Annotated in this window: 16 protein-coding genes; 6 read left to right on the forward strand and 10 right to left on the reverse strand. The window is 49.8% G+C overall.

The annotated features are described in order from the left end of the window. Positions 1-60 precede the first annotated feature (60 nt). From R4537_RS08255 to chrA, 3 genes are all read right to left on the reverse strand, one after another. On the reverse strand, positions 61-1,746 hold the full coding sequence (locus R4537_RS08255; RefSeq protein WP_071179199.1) for an AMP-binding protein: 1,686 nt from the start codon (positions 1,744-1,746) through the stop codon (positions 61-63). Between the two features lie 205 nt (positions 1,747-1,951). Further along, entirely contained in the window at positions 1,952-3,106 is a 1,155-nt protein-coding gene (locus tag R4537_RS08260) for an HD-GYP domain-containing protein (RefSeq protein WP_071179198.1), read from the reverse strand. Positions 3,107-3,222: 116 nt separating this feature from the next. Further along, complete coding sequence (chrA, locus tag R4537_RS08265) at positions 3,223-4,365, reverse strand: chromate efflux transporter (protein WP_071179197.1); 1,143 nt, start codon at positions 4,363-4,365, stop codon at positions 3,223-3,225. A 382-nt stretch (positions 4,366-4,747) separates the two neighbouring features. Between chrA and R4537_RS08270 the strand changes: the two genes are divergently transcribed. Continuing rightward, on the forward strand, positions 4,748-7,840 hold the full coding sequence (locus R4537_RS08270) for a beta-galactosidase (RefSeq protein ID WP_071179244.1): 3,093 nt from the start codon (positions 4,748-4,750) through the stop codon (positions 7,838-7,840). On the opposite strand, the gene R4537_RS08275 is transcribed toward R4537_RS08270, so the two are convergent. Then, on the reverse strand, positions 7,837-8,844 hold the full coding sequence (locus R4537_RS08275; RefSeq protein ID WP_071179196.1) for a substrate-binding domain-containing protein: 1,008 nt from the start codon (positions 8,842-8,844) through the stop codon (positions 7,837-7,839). The genes R4537_RS08270 and R4537_RS08275 overlap by 4 nt on opposite strands. A gap of 158 nt (positions 8,845-9,002) precedes the next feature. On the opposite strand from R4537_RS08275, the gene R4537_RS08280 reads away from it, so the two are divergent. After that, complete coding sequence (locus R4537_RS08280) at positions 9,003-9,347, forward strand: tRNA-binding protein (protein ID WP_071179195.1); 345 nt, start codon at positions 9,003-9,005, stop codon at positions 9,345-9,347. Here the strand turns inward: R4537_RS08280 and R4537_RS08285 are convergent. The 3 genes from R4537_RS08285 to R4537_RS08295 all read right to left on the reverse strand — a co-directional run bounded on the left by R4537_RS08285 (position 9,344) and on the right by R4537_RS08295 (position 12,540). Further along, positions 9,344-9,895 (reverse strand): gamma-glutamylcyclotransferase family protein, encoded by a 552-nt coding sequence (locus R4537_RS08285; protein ID WP_071179194.1) that lies wholly within the window; start codon positions 9,893-9,895, stop codon positions 9,344-9,346. The genes R4537_RS08280 and R4537_RS08285 overlap by 4 nt on opposite strands. Before the next feature lie 19 nt (positions 9,896-9,914). Continuing rightward, the gene (locus R4537_RS08290) at positions 9,915-10,856 is read right to left on the reverse strand and encodes a zinc transporter ZntB (protein ID WP_057643856.1); all 942 of its coding nucleotides are present in this window, start codon (positions 10,854-10,856) and stop codon (positions 9,915-9,917) included. A gap of 232 nt (positions 10,857-11,088) precedes the next feature. Then, positions 11,089-12,540, reverse strand: coding sequence for a RimK family protein (locus R4537_RS08295; RefSeq protein WP_001285017.1), 1,452 nt, complete (start codon positions 12,538-12,540; stop codon positions 11,089-11,091). Between the two features lie 203 nt (positions 12,541-12,743). On the opposite strand from R4537_RS08295, the gene R4537_RS08300 reads away from it, so the two are divergent. Together R4537_RS08300 and R4537_RS08305 are read left to right on the forward strand one after the other, a co-directional pair. Further along, entirely contained in the window at positions 12,744-13,835 is a 1,092-nt protein-coding gene (locus R4537_RS08300; RefSeq protein WP_071179193.1) for a GNAT family N-acetyltransferase/peptidase C39 family protein, read from the forward strand. Positions 13,836-13,997: 162 nt separating this feature from the next. Continuing rightward, the gene (locus tag R4537_RS08305) at positions 13,998-15,182 is read left to right on the forward strand and encodes an NnrS family protein (RefSeq protein ID WP_071179243.1); all 1,185 of its coding nucleotides are present in this window, start codon (positions 13,998-14,000) and stop codon (positions 15,180-15,182) included. Between the two features lie 79 nt (positions 15,183-15,261). Here the strand turns inward: R4537_RS08305 and dapD are convergent, their stop codons facing one another. From dapD to R4537_RS08320, 3 genes are all read right to left on the reverse strand, one after another. Next, entirely contained in the window at positions 15,262-16,293 is a 1,032-nt protein-coding gene (dapD, locus tag R4537_RS08310) for a 2,3,4,5-tetrahydropyridine-2,6-dicarboxylate N-succinyltransferase (RefSeq protein WP_071179192.1), read from the reverse strand. A 295-nt stretch (positions 16,294-16,588) separates the two neighbouring features. After that, on the reverse strand, positions 16,589-16,900 hold the full coding sequence (locus R4537_RS08315; RefSeq protein ID WP_071179191.1) for a YebG family protein: 312 nt from the start codon (positions 16,898-16,900) through the stop codon (positions 16,589-16,591). A 115-nt stretch (positions 16,901-17,015) separates the two neighbouring features. Next, entirely contained in the window at positions 17,016-17,930 is a 915-nt protein-coding gene (locus R4537_RS08320) for a LysR family transcriptional regulator (RefSeq protein ID WP_071179190.1), read from the reverse strand. A gap of 110 nt (positions 17,931-18,040) precedes the next feature. Between R4537_RS08320 and R4537_RS08325 the strand changes: the two genes are divergently transcribed. After that, a complete protein-coding gene (locus tag R4537_RS08325) occupies positions 18,041-19,009 on the forward strand; it encodes a TDT family transporter (RefSeq protein ID WP_071179189.1) in 969 nt (322 codons plus the stop codon). Between the two features lie 93 nt (positions 19,010-19,102). Beyond that, a complete protein-coding gene (recC, locus tag R4537_RS08330; protein ID WP_071179188.1) occupies positions 19,103-22,549 on the forward strand; it encodes an exodeoxyribonuclease V subunit gamma in 3,447 nt (1,148 codons plus the stop codon). Positions 22,550-22,587 lie beyond the last annotated feature (38 nt).

A 22,587-nucleotide genomic window follows, 5' to 3' on the forward strand; every position in this document is an offset into this window, starting at 1 on the left:
GTTTTCCTGCCGGTGAGGACGGTTCGACAAGAAAGGTCGTGCGCTTAAGGCGCTAAGTACTTACTCTTCCCAAACGACTAGTTGACCTTTAGGCCAGTTTTGGCCGACATCGTGATATTTCTTCTCTAGAACATGACGTTTGATCTTGAGCGTCGGCGTTAAGATGCCGTTATCAATGCTCCAAGGATCTTTAATCATTAACACCCCTTTAATTTGTTCGTGAGATTCTAACTGACTATTGATGCGTGCTATCACTTTTTGAGTGGTGCGTTCATAACGTGCACGATCAAAGTGAGGGAAATTGTGCGGAACGGCTAACAAGATGGGGGCAGGTAGACCCGAGCCGATCAAGCACATCATTTCAACCCGGCTGTATTCAAACAGCTTTTTCTCGATAGGAACGGGGGCGACGAACTTGCCTTTAGCGGTTTTAAAGGTGTCTTTTTTACGACCTTGAATGGTTAAATAGCCTTCACTATCCAAGGACCCGATATCGCCAGTATGTAGCCAACCGTCATCGTTAAAGCTCTCGGCTGTCGCGGCGTCATTTTTATAGTAGCCAGCAAACAAGCCTTTGCTGCGGACTAAAATTTCTTCATCCCCCGCGATTTTCAGTTCAATTCCTGGACCCGCGTTACCCACAGTACCGATTTTGTCAGCACGGAATGGATAGTTGAGCGTGCTGTATGCAAAGGATTCCGTCATGCCCCACGCTTCGGTAATGTTTAGTCCGACACTGCGATACCATTCGAGTAATGCTGGAGAGACAGGTGCGGAGCCACAACCGAGCACGCGAGCTTGATCTAGCCCTAAACCATCGGCCAACTTGCGTTTGATGAGTGAGTTGACGAAGGGTATTTTGAGTAGAATATTCAGCTTTTTCTGTGGCAGCTTATCTTGGATGCGTTGCTGGAACAGTGTCCATAAACGAGGTACGGAAATAAACAGGGTTGGACGATGCATTTTGACATCTTCGATAAAGGTATCGAGAGATTCTGGGAATGCGGTCAGTACGCCACCGATGATCGATGAGCCAAAAATATAAACCCGCTCAGTGATATGGGCGAGCGGCAGATATGAGAAAAGTCGATCGTTTTCTTCGATACCTATGTGATTGATCAGCTGTTGGGCGGACCAAGTAAATGCGCCATAAGTGAGCATGGCACCTTTAGGTTGTCCTGATGTACCAGAGGTATAAACGATGGACATCAGTTTTTCATCAAAGTGGGTGGGGCGCTCTTCACTTGGTTGATGCTGTTTGAGCAGCGTTTGAAACTCATATTGGCATTTGGCCGCCGAAGGATAAGGAAGCGAGATACTGATGAGATTAGGACGCTCTGCTAAAACATGCGTAGTGGCTTTACTATCATCCAGTTTACCGACAATCAGGATTTTACTTTCACTGTGTTCAAGACAGTAATCAATAGTTTCACTGCCTGCTGTCGGGAAGATAGGCACACTGATGTAATCCCCGAGCATCATAGCTAAATCGCAAATAAACCATTCCGCACAGTTTTTTGAAATTAATGCGACTTTATCGCCCGGCTCAGCACCTAAGGCTCGCAAAGCGGAAACGAGGCGTAAAGCCTTATCCGCGACTTCGGCGTATGTAAACTCAACAAATTGGCGGTTAATAATCTGCTTTAGGTACACCTCGTTCGGGCGCTCTTGAGCCCAACGCAGCAACATCTCATTGGGTGGTGGGAGAGCACAAGGAGGGTGATTGAACTTATTAGGCTGGATCATTCTCAAACTCCGGATAACGTTGTTATTATGTTAATTTATTGTAAAAAGTAGCATGGTGAGCGTATTTCATCGAACCTTTTTGCATTGGATAAGTGTAAAACTTTAAGATCTGTCGGCGAGATCAAACAAGACTCTGAATCTAATCAGTGGATTACTTACCCCAAGCGGTTCTACTTTGCCGATGCACATCACTAGGAGGACGTACTCAATGGGTGATTCCCTCGTCCTTGGGATCTTGTTCAGGGAAACGGGCAACGATCTCTTTAAGCTCTTCTTGATTCTCACGCAGGGCATTCACACAGTGACGATCTAACTTTCCCTCTCTGACCATTTTTTCCAGTTCCAATAGGGCATGAGGAATGGATTGCGCTTGTTTATAAGGGCGATGTGTGGTCAGGGCATCAAAGATGTTGGCGACCGCTATAATGCGTGCTGGGATAGGAATTTGCTCACTGACTAGACCAAATGGATAGCCGCTGCCATCCAAAAACTCATGGTGATAAGCCATGATTTCTCGCAGAACAGCCAAACAAGGATGGTGAGGTGTACCTAGCTTTGCAATCACCTCATTGAGTAAATCAATGCCGTATTCAATATGGTTATGAACTTGTGCTTTTTCATGGTTAGTCAGTGAAGCGCGTTTTTGCAGAAGGTCAGCTGGCAAGGCCAATTTGCCGAGATCATGGCAAGTGGCGAACTGGCTGATGTTTTCTATCAGCTCATCATCAAGCGCATACTGATCTGCGACATCGAGTGCGATGATCCGCGCGTAACGGCTGATCCGCTCTTTATGTTGCTTTATGTGCAGCCAGTGTTCGGGAGATTGAGTTTCAATTTGGTGTACATGGTCAATCAACTGATGGATCAAGGCGTATTCACCACAGATGGATTGTTGGATGAGCGACAAATAGGTTTCCAGCCGTTCGACAACTGGCGCAGAAAAATAATGGCTAATTGAAGCGTTGAAAAATAGGAAACCGACGAAGGTGTGTTGATCAAAAATGGGTTTGACTAACGAAGAGCAATATTGCTGTTCCAGTAACCAGCGGTTATGAGGTGTATGGTTTTTGGCTTGATTCGCGAGATCGTGAATAACGCGCAGTGCACCGGACTCTTTGCTCTGTTGTAAAGAGGGTAAGTTCGCGAGTGGTAACTCATAATGTACAAAGTCATGACTGACCGGAGAGCTGTCGGCACAGGTTTTAATCGAGTCTTTCTTCTCATCGTACAGAGCGAATGAAATCCTTTGGATATCAGGCAGCTCTACCCGAATTTTCTCGAGCATATTGGTTAAATAGGTATTTAGCGAACCCACCGATGGGTAATAGCGAAACTGACCGACTTTGGGTTGCATCTGCATATCACCGCCCTTCCTTGTTAGCTACTTATTAAGTTTAGACAAGGTTTTGTGGATTGCCGCATTAGGGTGGTGCTTTTCTATGTCTGTTTGGCTAGTCGATCACGTTTAGTTGCTTTTTAGATCAAACCGCTGAGCACACCAAATAATAAGGCGCTCCCTACCATAGCAATTAAAGGAAGTCGCAATACTTTAAACAAGAAGAAGCTGACTAAAAGGGCCGCCCAATCGAGTGGGGCATGTACTGTGCTATTCCAAACGGGTTGATACAAGGCTGCGAGCAGTAAACCGACCACACAGGCGTTTACCCCTTGCATGGCTCCTGCAACTTTCGGGCGCAGAGCCAATGCTGACCAGTTTTTTAGTACGCCGAGTAGCAATAAAAAACCGGGGAGAAACACGGCTAAAGTTGTGGTTAAAGCCCCAACCACGGGCATCTCAGGTGTGAGCACATAGCCAAGGTAAGTGGCTAAGGTAAACATGGGACCCGGCACCGCTTGGGCTGCCGCGTAACCTGTCAGAAACTGATCGGTCGCTAGGCTGTCACCTAAGGCATTTTGCAGCAAGGGAAGAACCACATGACCGCCACCAAACACTAAGCTTCCCGCTTGAAAGAAATGGCCAAATAACTCAACCAGCGGTGAGCTTGCAGCCAATAGTGGCAGTCCGAGTAATAAACTCACAAAGAGCAGCAGTGAAAGCCAAGAAGGATGAAAGGTCTTTAAGGAAGAAGAGGATTGCGGCGCTAAGCGGGCTTGGCCGACCAATGCGGCAAGCAGTAACACCGCAAATTGGGTGAGTAAACCGGGTGCCAGCGTAATCGCAACCGCAGTAAGAACACATAACCCTGCAGTAAGGCGTTGCTGACAAAAATTGCGATACATGGTTAAACAGGCATCTGCCACCACTATGATCGCGAGTAGCTTCAAGCCATGAATCACCTGATCAAACAATGGCGTATCAAGGAGATGGCTACTCAGCCCCGCAAGCAGCAGCATGATGAGCACGGAGGGAAGGGTAAAACCGAGAAACGCTGCCCAAGCGCCAGCCAGACCACCACGATGATAACCAATCGCAAAGCCAACTTGGCTAGAACCTGGGCCAGGTAGGAACTGGCTTAGAGCGACAAACTGCGCGTATTCCTGCTCGCTAAGCCAGCCTAACTTTTCCACAAAAGTATGACGAAAATAGCCAATATGTGCTGCCGGGCCACCAAAGCTCACCCAACCTAAAGCAAAAAAAGTTTTAAAAATCGTCAGCATAATGATCTGAAGTCATCCGTAATCAATGGAAGGTCAACATCCGTAGGAGCATAGGTTATGGAGAGCCAAAGCGCAGAACAACTCCGAATGTGTAAAAAATTACACCATTATGATGGCAATCGTATGAATCGATTCATAAATAGAAAAATTGGGTCAATATCGACCTCTATTTAAAATGTGGAAACGTTTACACAATTGGTGAGTGGTTCACAGAATCGGTGTTTGAAAGTTTGTTAGACTTTTTTGCATCTGCAGCATGTCATTATTCCTATTCAAAGCTGCAAATCTTATTGAATGACTTCTTTACTCCTCGGCTTGAGAGATGTACGCCGTAGAGCAAAGGCGTTATTGGCTTGTTGCCTCGCGTATTCAAGAGGATCTTATGCGCAACTTTTCCGATATTGTTCTTAGCCAAGATTGGCAAAACCCGCACATCGTTAAATGGCACTGCCGTACGCCCCATGTTCCTTTGTACAGTTATCGCAGTGAGCAGGAGGCTCGTTTGGCTATTGGGGGGAGTCGCCAATCTCTAAATGGTCAGTGGCGATTTGCTCTATTTGAGAAGCCAGAAGCGGTTGAGCCTGCGGTGATAGAGGCGGATTTCGATGATAGCGCTTGGGCACACATTCCTGTACCGAGTAACTGGCAGATGCAAGGCTTTGATAAGCCGATTTACACCAACATCCAATATCCATTTGCGGATCGGCCGCCTTACGTGCCGCAAGATAATCCAACCGGCTGTTATCGCCACCGTTTTACACTGGAAAAACAAGCGCTAACGGAGTCCATTCGCATCGTGTTTGATGGGGTCAATTCGGCATTTCATCTGTGGTGCAATGGTCATTGGGTCGGTTATTCGCAAGATAGCCGCTTGCCTGCCGAGTTTGAGCTCACCCCTTATCTACAAGAGGGTGAAAACCTGTTGGTGGCCATGGTGCTGCGCTGGTCTGATGGCTCTTATTTAGAAGACCAAGATATGTGGTGGCTGAGTGGCATCTTTCGCGATGTGTATCTCTACCGCAAGCCGATACTCGCGATTGAAGATTTTTTTATCCGCACTGAATTGGATGCGTTTTATCAACACGCTGAGTTGCGGGTCGAAACTCGCTTAAGCCAAGTGACTCGTCATCATCAAGTGCAAGTTGCCTTGTTCGATGCACAAGGTGAATGCGTGGCGCGTTCGCAAGCCTTACATACCGGTCAGCGTGTGGTGGATGAAAAAGGAGCATGGCACGATAAAACTGAACACAGTTTAGCGATTTGCTCTCCGACACTGTGGAGTGATGAAGCGCCTTACCTTTACCGTTGCGTGATCAGTTTGCTTGATGAAGATGGCGCACCGATCGAGTTTGAAAGTGCAGCGGTCGGTTTTCGCAAAGTAGAAATCGCTCAGGGGCTACTGAAGCTCAATGGTCAGCCCTTGTTGATCCGCGGGGTGAACCGTCATGAACATCATCCCGAACTCGGGCATGTGATGGATGAAGCAAGCATGCGCCGCGATATTGAATTGATGAAACAGCATAATTTCAATGCGGTGCGCACCGCCCATTACCCCAATCATCCGCGTTGGTACGAACTGTGTGATGAGTACGGTTTGTATGTGGTGGATGAGGCCAATCTCGAAACCCACGGCCAATTTCCGATGAGCCGACTTTCCAATAATCCACAATGGGTGAATGCCTATTTGCAGCGCATGATTGGCATGGTGGAGCGCGATAAAAACCACCCTTGTGTGATCATTTGGTCGCTCGGCAATGAATCGGGGATTGGTACCAATCATCACGCCATGTATCAGTGGACGAAACAGCGCGACCCATCGCGTCCTGTGCAATACGAAGGGGGCGGTGCTAATACGGCGGCGACCGATATTGTTTGCCCGATGTACGCGCGGGTCGATCAGCACCAGCCGCATCCTGCGGTTCCCAAATATGCGCTGAAAAATTGGATCAGTTTGCCGCAGGAAACTCGCCCCCTCATCTTGTGTGAATATGCTCATGCAATGGGTAACAGCTTGGGGGCGTTTTATAAATACTGGCAGGCGTTTCGTGAGTTTCCTCGTCTGCAAGGTGGCTTTATTTGGGATTGGGTCGATCAGGGAATTTCCAAATGGGATAGCGAGGGGCGCCACTATTGGGGCTATGGCGGTGATTTTGGAGATACGATTAACGATCGCCAATTCTGTATTAACGGTTTGCTGTTTCCGGATCGCTCGCCGCATCCTGCTTTACATGAAGTCAAAAAAGTCCAGCAGCCGTACCAGTTTTCGCTGAACTATCCCAAGCTCACCATTCACAATGAGCGACTGTTTGCGGCGCTGCCGCTGGAGTTGGTAGTCAGTGTGCTGTGCGATGGGCAAGAGATTAAGCAAGAGCGTCAGCCGCTTGATATTGCGCCGCGTGGCACAACCGTGCTGGATTTAGCGTCGCTGCCAATGTTGCCAGAGCATGAATACCACCTCAATGCAGTCTTATTGTGTCGTGAAGATCAGCCTTGGTCTAAGGCTGGGCACTGCATCGCTAGTGAGCAGTGGTGTTTGCAGCCACGAAGAAGCATGTTACCTAAAATTAAACAAGCTCCGCTGCCTCAATGGCAGCAAGATGGAGATAAGGTGCGCATTGAGGCGGCCAATCAGCAATGGCAGTTTAACCGCCAAACTGGGCTATTGGAGCAGTGGTGGCAAAACGGTCAGCCCGTATTGAGTGAACCGCTGCGCGATAATTTTTACCGCGCGGTGCTGGATAACGATATTGGTACCAGCGAAGCGCAGCACCTAGACCCGAATAGCTGGATCGCACGCTGGCATGCGGCGGGCTTAGATAAGCTGCGTGCGGTATGTGACGATCTTCGCGTCACCACCTTGAACGAGAGTGTCGAAGTCGTGGTCGATGTCGCCCATTACCATCAGCAAGCGTTAGCGCTTCGTACCCGTTGGCGTTACCAAATTTTCGGTGATGCGCGGGTAGAACTGAATGTTGAGGTGATGGTCTGCGCCGATTTGCCGCCGCTGCCAAGAGTGGGGTTAACGCTCGCATTGCCAGTGATAGAAACCCCAGTGTCTTGGTTTGGTCGCGGGCCGCATGAGAATTATCCGGATCGTTTGCAAGCGGCGTATGTGGGGCGATACACCGCCACAGTCGATGAGCTGCATACGCCGTACATTTTCCCGAGCGAAAATGGTTTGCGTTGTGATACTCGCCAGCTACAAGTGGGCGCTTTGGTGGTGGAAGGGCATTTTCACTTCTCGCTCAGTCGCTACTCACAAGCGATGTTGGATAAAGCCAAACACAGCAACGAGTTGGTGGCGGACGATAAGTTGTATCTCAATCTGGATGCGCAGCATATGGGTGTAGGCGGCGATGATTCTTGGAGCCAAAGTGTGCACCCTGAGTTTTTGCTCACTCAGCCGCACTATCAGTATCAGCTCACCTTACGTGTGAAAGCGTCATCCCCACCACAACAAGCCAGAGAGCCCTAAGGCTCTCTTTTTTGTGCCACGCTGTCGCGGCGAACTATGGTGGGCGAAAAGATCATCGGATCATTTTCACGCGGCGCATCGGTTGCCAAAGCAAGAGCCAATTGAGTGGCTTTTTCTGCCATCAGTTGGATTGGGTAACGCACGGTCGTCAGGCGTGGGCGCAAATAGCGCGAAATCAGGGCATCGTCAAAACCAATCACTGAGACATGTTCAGGAACCGAATGCCCATTTTCCTCAAGCACCAACAGGGCTCCGGCGGCCATATTGTCGTTGTAGGCGACCACTGCGGTAAAAGGCAGTGATTTCACCAGTAGGTTAGTCATCGCCTGTTCGCCGCCTTCACTGTCTGGGCTGGCTTTTTCAATATAGCTGCTGCTTAGGGTGATGCCATGTTCGTTCAAGGCTTGTTGATAGCCCGCAATACGCTGGTCGGAATCCTCTATTTGATGAGAGGAGCTGATGCAAGCAATGTTTCTATGTCCTTGACGGATGAGAAAATCGGTTGCTAAATAAGCACCTTTCTGGTTGTCGAGTGAAATACAGCGATCGGCGAGCTGAGGAATATGGCGATTGATCAACACCAGCGTTTTTACCTCGTTGGCGTAGTCAATCAGCTCTTCATCGGGAAGCGCTTTGGAGTGGATGACCAGTGCATCACAGCGACTGTTGATGAGCAGCTCCAGCGCGCGGCGCTCTTCTTCCGCTCGATGATAGCCATTGCCGATCAGCAAATGTTTTCCTTCGCGGTGGGCGACAGTATCGACGGCTTTGACTAAAGTTCCAAAGAAGGGATCAGAAACATCGCTGACCAAGACCCCTATGGTATTGGTGCTTTGATTGACTAAAGCGCGAGCGGCGGCGTTCGGACGATAGCCGAGCTTGTGCATCGCACTGGTCACAGCATCAATCGAGGCTTGGCTGGCTTTCGGGGATTTATTGAGCACGCGTGAAACCGTTGCCACAGATACACCGGCTTCACGCGCTACGTCTTTTATGGTTGCCATAAGATTCCTTCTCTATCACAGGCGCAATAGTAGCGCTCTCTGTGAAAACAGCGTAATGGTAACTGAGTACATAAGAGTGAATTGTGAGCCATGACGCTTGTTCAACAGGGATTGGCGTAAAGTGTAAACGTTTTTAATGATTAAGAAGGATAAGGGTTATGGACTCGGCGTTTTTGACGGTAGGGTACGATGATTTTGCGCGGCTGGATTTACGCATTGGCACCATTGTTGAGGCAAAGATTCATCCTCGTTCGACCCGCAACTATATTGTGCAGATTGCGTTGGGAGAACAGATGTTACAAGCCGTCACCGCGTTAGCGCCTTATTACTCGGCAGAACAATTACTCAATCAACAAGTGGTGGTGCTGTGCAATCTCAAACCGAGCTTGGTAGCTGGTGTAGAATCCCACTGCATGCTGCTGTGCGCGGAAACGCAAGATGGGGAAGAGAGTGTATTGCTCACCCCACAACGGGTTATCGCCAATGGGGTGAGAATCGTTTAGCGTACTGCGGCAATCAGTTGATCAATCAACCCATGCTGCTCCGGTTTTACCCCCGCCAAGTTGCCGTATTTGGGGGCGTGACGGTCATTGTCTAACGGATGCTGCCAGCCCAAAGTTTGCTCGACAAATTGACGTGCAAACGCTTCGGAAAACTCAAGGCAGCCACTGAGTACGGTATCGACATAGGTTTGCACGATCGGGCTTTGTGAACAGGGCGGTTGATGCTGCTCGGTGACGTAAATCCAAATCGGTTTTTCAGGATCAAAATGCTCGTGGGTGTGAATACGATCTGCGGTTAACGCGATGCGCTGATAACCGCGCTCACGGCGATCAAATTCTGCTAACGTAACCTCATCAATTTCCAACAGCACACCGTTAATTTGCCCGTCACCTTGATGAACCACTAAGGGTGAAAGAATGTAACTGTCATCGATTTTGCCAAAATAGCGCACCAATCCGCTTGCGCTGGCGGGAATGGCACGCCCAGTCTGGCCGGTTAAACGGCGTGAGGCGGAATTAATCAGGCTTCCATAGCCAAAGATGTACATGATGAGTTCCTGTAACGATTTACGATTGATTATCAAAAAAGCGCAGACGGCGCAAAATCCAAAACTCTAAGCCGAAAATCAGCCCAAGTCCTGCGCAAAATAGCCCAAAGGCGATGGGCGATTCAGTCCCCGGAATGCCGCCAACGTTCACGCCTAACAAACCCGTTAAGAAACTGGTCGGCAGGAAAATTGCCGCGATCACTGAAAACAAATACGTGTTCTGGTTCATCTTCTCTGCATGGTACTGGCGCAGCTCACCTTTGATGATTTCCAGCTCACTCAAGAAGAAGTCCAAGGTTTCGTTAATCCGCGTCACCGTGTTGACGCTGTGACGCAAACGTAAATGTTGGCTCTGCGCCAGGGCAACTTCTGAAGTGAGATAATCATCTAAAGCGTATTGCTGTGGTTTAATGAATCGCTTCAATTTGAGCAGCGACTTATGGGTTTGCATCAGCTCATTACTGAGTTCGAGTTCGTCATCAAACTGGGTGATACGCTCTTCAATCTGGTCGAGATAGAGGTCAATGTTTTTATTGATGGAATCGACCACGTGCACAATCAGCTCTGCCAAATTGGATGGGCCTTGGCCGGCTTCAAGCGCTGCGCGTACGGTACTGATCGCTTTGGACGGTGTTTTACGCGTCGAGATCAACGCGCCGTGATAATAGAGAATACGCACACTGAGCATGTCCGCAGGGTCAGCGTTATCGTTAAGATTCACCCCACGCAAAATCAACAGAAAGTTCTGTTCATCATACTGCTCAAACAGGGGGCGAGTATCTTCGGCCAACAAACTGTCGATCACCGAAGAGGGAACATTTTGGTCGAGTAACCACTCGCGCAGCCCTTTAGCATCGCGTTGGCAGTGATACCAATCACCCGCTTGTAGTTTTTGCAATTGAGCAGGATGTCGTTGTGGCGCGGAATCGCCAAAACGCCAGTGATCGATGAGAAACTCCATGGATATCCTTGTTTGCAAACTTTTGATGGCAAGAAAGTAACAATGGAGTGATAAAGAGTCAAAGCCCAGAATATTTCTGGGCTTTGATTAGAGGAGGATATTCCCTTCCTACTTGAAGTTGCAGCGGTGTTGGCTACGTTCGTTCACCCCAATCACATAGTCTATCTATGCTCATGGGGACTCACTCACTTGCCGCCTACCTGCAACTCCAAGTTGTTTGGGAATAAACGGCTTAAAAACCACGCATCTGAATGCGGCGTAAGAACTCGGTCATGATGCGATCGTAGAGCAGATCACCCAAAAAGGCGTCTTCCACATGGTGATCGATGCTCGGGTTATCGTTCACTTCAATGACATACACTTGGCCATCAATCTCTTTGAGATCCACACCATAGAGGCCACCACCAATCAAGTTTGCGGCTTTGACCGCCACATCGACCACATGCTTAGGTACTTGTTTGAGATCGAGCGTTTCAAAGCCACCTGCGGTCACACGGCCGCTGTTGTGGTGTTGGTAAATCTGCCAGTGGCCACGGCTCATCATGTACTTACAAGCAAAAATCGCTTGGCGGTTCATCACCCCGATACGCCAGTCAAAGTCGGTCGGCATAAAGGCTTGCGCCAAAATCAGCGCGCTTTTCTCAAACAGGGTGCCGGCTTCTTTCTCTAGCTCTTGCTCATTGCGCACTTTCACCACACCACGAGAAAAGGCACCATCAGGAATTTTCAGCACCATAGGGAAATCCAACTGCTCCATCAGCCCGGTTTTCCACTCTGGGTCAAAACTGCGGATGATCACGCTCTTTGGTGCGGGCACCTTGTTAGTTTCCAACAGTTCAGTCAAAAATACCTTGTTGGTGCATTTCATGATCGATTCAGAGTCATCCATCACCACTAAGCCCATCTTTTCTGCCGTTTTCGCGAAGCGATAAGTGTAGTTGCTGATGTTGGTGGTGGCGCGAATAAACAGACCATCAAATTCCCCCAAACGTGACAAATCATCGGGTGAAATGGTTTCCAAGTTCATGCCTAAGCGGTTGGCGGCGCGGTGGAAACGTTTGAGCGCAGAAGCATCAGACGGTGGCATTTTTTCATCTGGGTCGACCAGCATCGCGATGTCGTAGCGGTACTTCTTCTCTTGTTTTGGGCGACGCCACACTTTGGTTGAGAACATTTCTAGCGACTCAATGAAGAAATCCTGCTCGGGGTCTTCTAAGTCTTGGAACGGGAAGGGGGCGATTTTGATGATCTGCCATTGCCCTTGGTATTTGTGCATTTCCAGTTCAATCACGGGTACCATGAACTGCTCAAACAGGCGGCGCGCCAGCTTTTCTAAGCCTTTTTGTGGGGTGCGGCCAAAGTAAATTTTCGTGCTGATCACATCCGTGCCGCTGCTCAGTTTGTGCATCTTGATCAGGCCGGAAGAGAGGAAAAATGGCTGATTGATGTCATTAATCGCCATCACGCGTGGGATCACGCGGTGGCCACGGGCTTCGGCCATCAAGGAAACATAGTAACCGCTACTCATGTAGCCGTAATCGCGACACAGGTTGACTACCTGTACACTGCGGTGATTGAATTTCCAGTCAGTATCGAGATATTGATCGACACTAACAACTTGTTCTGAAGGGAAATATTGTTGCCAGTCACTGACCTGATCGGTCACGATTAAAAGGTTAGCCATCGGTATATTCTTCCTATTGTCATAGGTTTATGCCCTTCCTACTTGTCATGGCAGCGGTGTTGGCTAGGTTCATTCACCCCAAACATAGAGTGAACTATGCTCATGGGGATGAATTCACTTGCCGCCTACCTGCAACTCCAAGTCGTTTGGGGCTATTATGTGAGTCGCAATCTCGTCAATCCACTCATTACTAAGGATGTTGAATGGACATTCGTCGTGCCAATAGCGCTGATCTCAATGCGCTCAATGCGTTAGAACAACAGCTTTTTGACGGGGATAGAATCTCTCCTCGCCAAATGAAGCGTTTTTTACATTCCGACCATGCGGCGTTATTCGTGGCAGATGCCGGCGACCAGCTGGCGGGATATGCATTGCTTCTATTTCATCAAGGTACACAGCTATCAAGATTGTATTCGATTGCCGTAAAACCTGAATTCAGAGGGCAGAGAATTGCTCAGAGTTTAGTCGAGCAATGCGAGCGTGCTGCTCTTGATCAAGGCTCAACTACATTACGGCTGGAAGTGCGTGAAGACAATACCGCCGCCCTAAAATTATATGAAAAGATGGGCTATAAAACCTTGAAGTTGCTCATCCATTACTATGACGATTTGTGCGATGGGCGCAGAATGCAGAAAAGGTTAACGCCTCAAGAGTCCAAGGTCTTGCTGCCGATGCCTTTGTATGTACAAACCACGCCGTTTACGTGTGGCGCAGCCTGTCTGTTAATGAGTTTTGCCTGCTTGGATAAAACCTTTGAGCCGAGCCGCACGCAAGAGATGCAGTTGTGGCGTGAAGCCACCACGATTTTTATGGCGGCTGGGCATGGTGGCTGCAGTGGGCAAGGTTTGGCGCTCGCTGCCGCAAGACGTGGCTATCATGTTGAGCTATGGAATCAATCTCGATCAACGCCTTTTATTGATAGCGTACGTGACCCCAACAAAAAGCAGATCATTGAGTTAGTGCACCAAGATTTTTGCCAGCAACTTGCTGAGCAAGATGTAAGTATGATTGATGCGCCGCCATCGCAAGCCCAGCTCGAAGAGTGGGTACGGCAAGGTGCCTGTGTGTTGCTGCTCATTAGCACGTACCGTTTTGATGGCAAGAAAGAGCCGCACTGGATTGTGCTCAGTGGTTTGAGTGATAAGTTCTTCTTTTTCCACGATCCGCATGCAGAATCAGAAGAGCATGTAAGCGGTTCGGGTTATATTCCAGTGGGCAAAGCGGCACTGTCGCAAATCATCGGCTTTGGTAAGCAAAAGCAGATCGCTTGTGTGGTGATCACACCTTGCCTATAGAGTTTGAGTGAAACACACACCAAAAAGTCATAATGACTCGATTTTTCGGTGTCATTATGACTTTTCCTTTTTCTAGTCTATTGATTTTAAATATGAATTATCTTGGCTTGGTTTGTGCTCATCACTGGTTCGGTCTGTGATGAAGTCGGCGAAGGAGCCAAAGTGATCAACATTATCGATAAACGTGTCGAAGAGCGTATTCCTGCCGTACTGCGGTTGGGATTTCGTCCTTTCTTCTTACTTGGCAGTGTTTATGCCGTGGTGGCGATTGTGGCTTGGGTGTGGATGTTTCAAACCGGACAACCGCCACGCTTGCAAGTCCCCGCGCTGTGGTGGCATGTGCATGAAATGCTGTTTGGTTTTGCGATGGCGATTGTGGCGGGATTTCTGCTCACGGCGGTGCAAAACTGGACGGGCATTACTGGCACGAAAAGTCACCGTTTAGCTCTCATTGTGGCTTTGTGGCTAATGGTGCGGATTCTGTTTTGGTTGCCTGTACCGCTGTGGTTAACGTCGAGTATTGAAGCGCTATTTCTTCTGGCGGTGGCCTATGAAGTAGGGTTACGGGTGGTAAAAGCCAAAGGGTGGCGCAACCTATTTTTTATCCCCCTGTTTCTGTTGGCGATTGCCGCTAACTTTGCCAGCTACGCCACCATTAAAGGCATGCCGCCATTCACGAGCAGTGCGGTGTGGCAAGCCATGCTGTGGTGGTTTATGTTGCTGCTTTCGGTGATGGGCGGGCGAGTGATACCATTTTTCACCGCAAGACGTTTCCAGTTTACCAAAGCGGAGCCGATTTTGGCTTTGGATGTGATCGCTAACGGTAGCTTACTGGCGCTGTTTGTACTTAGTTTCTTCCCATTGACCATGGCTCAACTCGGCCAGCCTTTGATGCTGTTAGCTGGCGTCGCGCAATTGATCCGCTTTTTACGTTGGCAGCCTTGGCGTACGGTGAGTGAGCCTTTAGTCTGGTCGCTACATGCCACTTATCTGTGTATCCCGCTGAGTTTGCTGCTGCGCGGGGGAGTGAATAACGCTTGGCTGAACCACAACTTACTGCATTTATTTGCGATTGGTGCGCTCTCTGGCCTAGTTTTAAGCATGATTGCGCGTGTCACTATGGGACATACAGGAAGAGCGATATATCAAGGCCCTAATATGCGATGGGCATTTATCGCTTTGTTGCTTGCTGCACTTGTGCGCAGTTTCGGTGTGGGTTTGCTGCCGCAGCAGTTGCTGATTTGGGTCAACCTGAGTGCTGCGCTGTGGGTGATTGCGTTTGCACTGTTTGTGCTGCGCTTTGGCGCTATGTTGCTGAAACCAAGAGTGGATGGTCATCCCGGTTAAGCGTACTGACATGCAAAAATGGAGATAAAAATGGCTTGGATTTCCAAGCCATTTTTCTTGCATCACGAACTTCTCAAGATCAGTTGTTCTTGTGTAGTTCGCTGTTGAGTTCCACGGCCGATTTGTTGGCCAGACACTCGATTTGTCCAGTCAGTGAGTTACGACGGAACAGCAGATCAGAAACCCCAGCCAGATCACGCGCTTTAACGATATCGACTTGGTTGCCATCTTTATCCAGCATGCGCACTTTGGTGCCGGCCGTCACGTACAAGCCTGATTCCACAGTACAGCGATCGCCAAGTGGGAAGCCCAAGCCTGCGTTTGCACCAAGCAGAGAGTTTTCACCAATCGATACCACCACTTTGCCGCCGCCAGACAGCGTACCCATGATGGATGCGCCGCCGCCGATGTCTGAGCCATTGCCCACCACAACACCCGCAGAGATACGGCCTTCAACCATGCTCACGCCAGTGGTACCCGCGTTGAAGTTGATGAAGCCTTCGTGCATGACTGTGGTGCCTTCGCCCACATGAGCGCCAAGACGTACGCGAGAAGTGTCCGCGATACGAATACCCGCAGGGACCACGTAATCGACCATTTTCGGGAATTTGTCGACGCAATCAACCGTCAGCACTCGGCCTGCCAAACGCGCTTCGATTTGGCGCTCCGCCAGCTCTGGCAGATCAATGGGGCCTTCATTGGTCCATGCGATGTTATGCAGCAGACCGAAAATGCCATCCAGTACCGTACCGTGTGGTTTAACCAGACGGTGAGAAATCAGTTGTAGCTTGAGGTAGCCTTCAGCCACGCTTTGTGGCTTGTCATCGCTGGCCAGAATCACCAGAACGAGAGGCTGTTTGGCACTGGCAGCTTTATCAGCAAACGCAGCGCTTGCGGCTTGTTGATGAGCGGTGAAAACTGCGGCTAATTGCGCGCTTTGTGCCGCGGTGATTTCTAGCGCTTGATTGCCTTCTTGGTAACCTGCTATCGGTGCCAATGCTGCAACCAAAGCGTCGCTAGGAGCCAGAATTGGGGTTGGGAAGAAGGCTTCAATAATTTTTCCATCACGATTTTTGGTCGCGGTTGCTAGACCTAAAGCAAAGTACGCCATGTTTATTCTCCATCATCAAATGTGAGCGGTTTACTGTTGTGTTTTGCAGCAGCAAAGGCATTGAGTTGAGCATCCACCGCTCAACCGATAAGGGGTTCATCATAAAGAGTGGATGAGCAGGATAAAAGACCGCAGAGGCAATACGTCTGTAGAAGAATGCATTTTGTCTTTTTAAAGTGATCCCCGTCCTACTTGAAGCTGCAGCGCTGTTGGCGACGTTCGTTTTTCGCAACGTTCCGTGTGAGCCAACTTCAATAAATAAAAAACCGCTGGTTTCACTCAGCGGTTTTATTGATTAGGCAGCGTCGTCGACAGACTCATCTTCATCATCACTGTCTGCAACCGCTTTCGGCTTCTTGCCAGTTGCTGGAGCAGGTTTACGCTTGGCTCCCAGTGCACACAGTACGTCTTCTTTGTTTTGAGCCAAGAACATCGCCAGCTCTTCTTGCTTGGTTTCATCTTCGAACAGAGCACTTTTACCCAGCAGATCGAACAGCTCGTCTGCCATATCCAGCATTTTGTCATAAGCGTCAGCTTCGGCTTTCGAGGTAAAAGTCATTTTCTCTTCTCCGTTGCGCTCCACCACGTACTTCACGATAACAGCCATGGTTAATCCTCTAGTTTGTCGCTAAAAATAACTGGCTGTTTATACAGTTTCTATTCACTAAAGTCCAGTTGCGACCACCAAAATGCGCGCTGAGTCATATCCCTTGATTCACTGATTAATCGAGTTGCAGTAGGGCGCTTTGGCTCGCCCATTGGGGACAAAATTCAATGAACTGCCGTAGCAGTGGGTTTTGGTATTTCTCTTTATGAACCAACATCCAGAAGCGACGTTTCATATCGAGCGGGACATTGAGAATCACCACGCGCCCATCTTGTTGAGGCGTTTTCGCGGCCAATCGAGACAAGCAGCCTAGCCCTAAACCGGAAGAGACACTATTGATCAGCGCTTCGGTGGTATTGAGCTCAAAAGCTTCAATCCAGTGCTCGATGCGCGGCGCAATCACACGTAAGAAAAACTCGCGCGAGCCAGAACCTGCTTCACGCAGCACCCAATCACTATGTCCAAAATCGCTCATGACCAAGCGCTCTTGCTGCGCGAGAGGATGATCGGGCGCACAGATGATACACATCTCATCTTGGCTAAACTGAGTAGAGATAAGCTCGGGATGCAGCGTTTTGCCTTCAATCAGACCGATATCGAGCTCGTAATCGACCAGCTTTTGGCACACTTGCGCTGAGTTGGAAATAAACAGGCTTTGTGACGGATGCGGATGCAACTGACGAAAGGCGCTAATCAAATAAGGTGCAACTTGATTACCTATGGTATCACTTGAACCGATGCGCAGTTTGCCAGTGAGCACCTGCTGCTCTGCAAACAAACGGTCGATATCTTTGGCGCGCTGCAGCAGTTCATCGGCCATTGGCAGCAGTTTTTGCCCTTCTTGATTGAGCACCAAGCGGTTGTTGACGCGATCAAACAGTGCGTGACCAAGCTGTTTTTCCAGCTCAGACAGCGCCACACTGACCGCCGCTTTGGAGAGGCACAGCACTTCTGCGGCGACAGTCAAACTTTTATGTTGAGTGATGGTGGTGAAAACCCGCAATTGTTTGAGCGAAATATGGCTAGCCATGGCATTCGTTTAGTTTTATTAAACATGTGTTAGTAATAATTAGATAGTTGAAAACAAAGTGCAAGCGTAAAATAAGACTATCAATCAATGACCATCAATAGAGAGACAATATGATTCGAACAGCAAAAGCAAAAGTGATGGGGGCTCCAACCCCAATGGCTGGTCTTGCGCTAGGGATTGCGAGCTTAGGATGGTGTTGGGAAAACATGATTGCGGCACACGGTGTCGCGCAGTGGGTGGGTGCAGCAATCGCCAGTGTGCTATTGATTGTGCTAGCCTTTAAATTTTTATGGCACGGCCACCTGTTACGCCAAGATTTGGCGCATCCGGTAGTGGGCAGTGTGGTGCCAACCTTTGCCATGGCAACCATGGTGGTATCGGCGTCGCTGGGTCATTTTTACCCTGTGGCTGGCGATGCCTTGTGGCTGTTTGCCGTCGGCTTACATATTCTGTTTTTGGTGAGCTTTTTGTATCATCGCGCCCAAGCGTTTGAGCTGCATCATATGGTGCCAAGCTGGTTTGTGCCACCTGTCGGCATTATCGTCGCTGACGTTTCTTTCTCGGGTCATCCTGCCTTAGCGCCAATTGCCTACGCGTGTTTAGTGTTTGGCATGCTGGCTTACGCCGTGATGCTGCCTATGATGATCTATCGTTTTATTTTTACACATGAAATTCCAGATGCGGCGAAGCCAACATTGGCGATCATGGCTGCACCAGCCAGCCTCTCTCTGGCGGGGTATTTGACAGTCGTGGCAGATCCTTCACCTGTGATTGTGGCGCTGCTGTTTGGGATTGCGGTGCTGATGACCGCCATTATCTATTTGGCGTTCACGCGCTTACTGCGTCTGCCATTTAGCCCTGGCTACGCGGCATTCACCTTCCCGATGGTGATTGGTGCGACCGCGCTGTTTAAAATGGCGCACTGGATGGAAAATATCGGCGTGGCAGAGCATTACGTAGCACAAGTGCATTGGTTAGCGAGCCTTGAGCTGATCGTAGCCACGGTGGTGGTGAGCTATGTTGCGATTCGTTATCTGGCGTTTTATCAACCACATAAAGTTTTGGTGCGTTCTCGTTAACCAATTGAGATCCTGCCCAGAGCTTTTTTATCCTTCCTGACATGCACTTATGCTACTCTCAGCTCATGATGAGTCGAGCAGCATGAGTGCATTGTGTTTACGGTCTACCACTCCAACCAAGTTGAAACGCTGAAGATCCTGTTGGTGCATTTAATCAAAAATGAGCCGTTGGACGATCCCTTTATTCCTGAGAGCATTTTGGTGCAAAGCCCTGGCATGTCGCAGTGGCTGAAAATGGCGCTGGCTAGCGAATTAGGGGTTGCCGCGAATCTTGAGTTTCCTCTACCGGCAACCTTTATCTGGCAGATGTTTACTCAGGTACTGCCAGACGTTCCGCAGCGCAGCGCATTCAATAAAGAAGCCATGAGTTGGCGTTTGATGGAGCTACTGCCCAAGCTGCTTGACCGAGCCGAATTCCAACCGCTGCAACGCTATTTACAAGACGATGAAGACGACTCTAAGCGCTTCCAATTAGCGGAAAAAATTGCCGATATTTTCGATGGTTACTTAGTGTATCGCCCCGACTGGATTTTAAGTTGGGAAGCGGGGGAAGAGGTGGCGGAAATCGCTGATCAACATCCGTGGCAGCCGATTTTGTGGCGTGAACTTTACGCTTACACGCATAAGCAAGGGCATTCGATTTATCACCGTGCCAACCTCTATCAGCGGTTTATTGAACAGTTGGCGAGTGGCAATTTTGATCGCAGCGTATGGCCTAAGCGGTTGTTCATCTTCGGTATTTCTGCGCTGCCGCCCCGTTATATTGATGCGCTGCGCGCGATGGGTGAGCATATCGACGTGCACCTGATGCTGACCAACCCTTGTCAGCACTATTGGGGCGACATTCGTGACCGCAAATATCTGGCGCGAGTGGCAGCGCAAAAACGCAAACTGCTGCACATTAACGGTGAACAAGTCACCATCGGCAGTGAAGTCTCGCCGCTTAAAGGTGATGTGGAAAACTATCTGCAAGAGCCGATGCACCTGAGTCACGCGGTGGGCAATAGCTTACTGGCCTCGATGGGCAAAATGGGGCGCGATAATCTCTATCTTCTGGCACAAAACGATCAGTCCGAATTAGAGCTGTTTATTGAGATTCAACGCGACTCGCTGCTGCATCACATCCAAGCGGATATTTTGCATCTGCAAGAGCATCAAGACGATGCCAAGTTTGCCAGCAGCGGTCATAAACCGAGCATTGCCGCGCAGGATGATTCCCTGCAGATTGCCCTATGTCACAGCCCAATTCGTGAAGTGGAAGTGCTGCACGACCGATTGCTGGCCGAGTTTGAGCGTGACCCTAGCCTAAAACCGCGCGATGTAATTGTGATGGTGCCAGACATTAACGCCTACGCGCCTTACATTCAGGCGGTGTTTGGCAACGCGCCCGGCGAGCGTTTTATTCCGTTTTCAATTTCCGATCGCAGCGCCGATCAGGAAAGCCCGATCTTAACCGCCTTCTTGCAACTGCTCGCGCTGCCGCAATCGCGCTGTCTGGCGTCTGAACTGCTTGAGCTACTTGAAACCCCCGCGATTATGGCGCGGTTTGCGATTGACGAAGAAGAGTTTGCCACTGCCAAACGTTGGGTCGAAGAAGCGGGCATTCGTTGGGGACTCAATAGCGATACGGGCGCAGAGTTTGAATTGCCCGCCAGTGAACAAAATACGTGGCAGTTTGGCATTGAGCGTATGTTACTGGGTTACGCCATGCCGGCTGAAGCTGGGTTGTATGAGCTTGGCGGCCAGTGGCTTGCCCCCTATAACCAAGTGCAAGGTATGAGCGCAGAGTTGGCGGGTAAGCTCGCGCACTTTGTACAAACGCTCAGCGAGCTGCGTAGCCAGTTTGCACAAACCCAAAGCATGGAGCAGTGGCGTTATTGGCTCAACGAATTGTTGGAGCGCTGTTTTAATGTCGATCTGCAAGGTGAGCTGGCGCTGAAAACCATCCGCGATAGTTTGGTGAACCTAAAACAGCAGTTGGCCGATGCGGGCTACCAACAAGCGATTTCACCGGCCATCATTCGCCAAGTGCTAACCAATAAACTCTCCGGCACGCGGATCAGCCAACGCTTTTTAGCGGGACAAGTCAACTTCTGTACCCTGATGCCGATGCGTTCGATCCCGTTTCGCCGAGTGTGCCTGCTTGGCATGAATGATGGCGTTTATCCACCCAATGAAATGGTGGAAGGGTTTGACCTGCGCAATGTGCAGCGCCGAGTCGGTGACCGTTCGCGGCGTGAAGAGTCGCGCTACCTATTCCTCGAAGCATTGTTGTCGGCCAAAGAGCAGCTGTATATCAGCTATGTCGGCCGCTCGATTCAAGATAACAGCGAGCGCGTGCCTTCAGTGCTGGTCAGTGAGCTTTTGGAATATTGCGAGCAGAACTACTGCTTGGCTGGCGATGAACATTTAGAAAGTGATGACTCCGGACGCCGCTTGGTTGAGCACTTAACCACCCAGTATCCTATGGTGCCGTTTAGCCCGCAGGCGTTTATTGCCGGCAGTTTTGCCCGCGAATGGCTGCCTGCCGCGCGTCGCCAAGGGCAGAGCAGCGCCGATTTTCTCACGCCACTCAGTGATTATCTGCTCGAAGTAAGTTGGCCGATGGAGCTGGATCTGGTTGAGCTGCAACGTTTTTGGCGTCTGCCCGTTGAGTATTTCTTCAAACGCCGCTTGAAAGTGAGCTTTGAGCCGCCGCTGGCCGTGCTGGAAGATGATGAGCCGTTTGCGTTGGATGGATTGAGCGCGTATCAGCTGCGTGATGAGCTGGTGGAAAATCTGCTGACTTGCCGCGATGGCGCAGAGCGTGACCAAGTGGTGGCGCAGTTTGCTAAGCAGCAACGAGCGCAAGGCAAGTTGCCGGTGGCGGCGTTTGGCGATCTTGAATTGGCGCAAAGTGCGCAGCAAGCTTTGGCGCTGGCGGAAAAAATTGGCTTTTTGTGTCACCAACCACTGGAAGATGACGAGATTGATCTACGCTTGCAGCCCTTTGACGATGGCCGAGAAGTCTTACTACGTGGTTGGCTCGTGAAGCGTTATCAATCTGGTTTGGTGCGTGCGCGCAGTGGCGCGATTCGCTCGGAAGATTTATTAGCCGCATGGATTGATCATCTCTGCTTGGCGGCGAGCGGCAAAGTCGTCACGACCCATTTGATTGGTTATGAGCGCAAAGAAGGAGTGCAGCACCAAATGCTGCCGCCACTTAATGACGCGCAGCAAGCCAAGGCGCTACTGAGTGAACTGGTGACGCTGTTTTGCCAAGGCATGAACCAACCTTTGGCTTATTTCCCGAAAACGGCGTTGGCTTGCGTTGAGGCCGGATTTTCCCGTGGCAAATGGCAGGAAGATGAAGAGAAGTCCTACAAAAAAATGGCGGACACCTTCAACGATAGCTTTTACATCAAGGGGGAAGGCGGTAATCGCTATATTGCGCGCATTTGGCCGCAGTGGAGTGATGAACTGGCAAAAACGCTGCGCCAATTGGCCATCACAGTGCTGCAAACTCCGCGTTTGCAAGTGCAAGATGCCGAACAGGCCTAACCATGAATGGAATAGCAATGAATAGATTCGCCATGAAT

This window comes from Vibrio paracholerae (assembly GCF_037672085.1).
Lineage (GTDB): Bacteria > Pseudomonadota > Gammaproteobacteria > Enterobacterales > Vibrionaceae > Vibrio > Vibrio cholerae.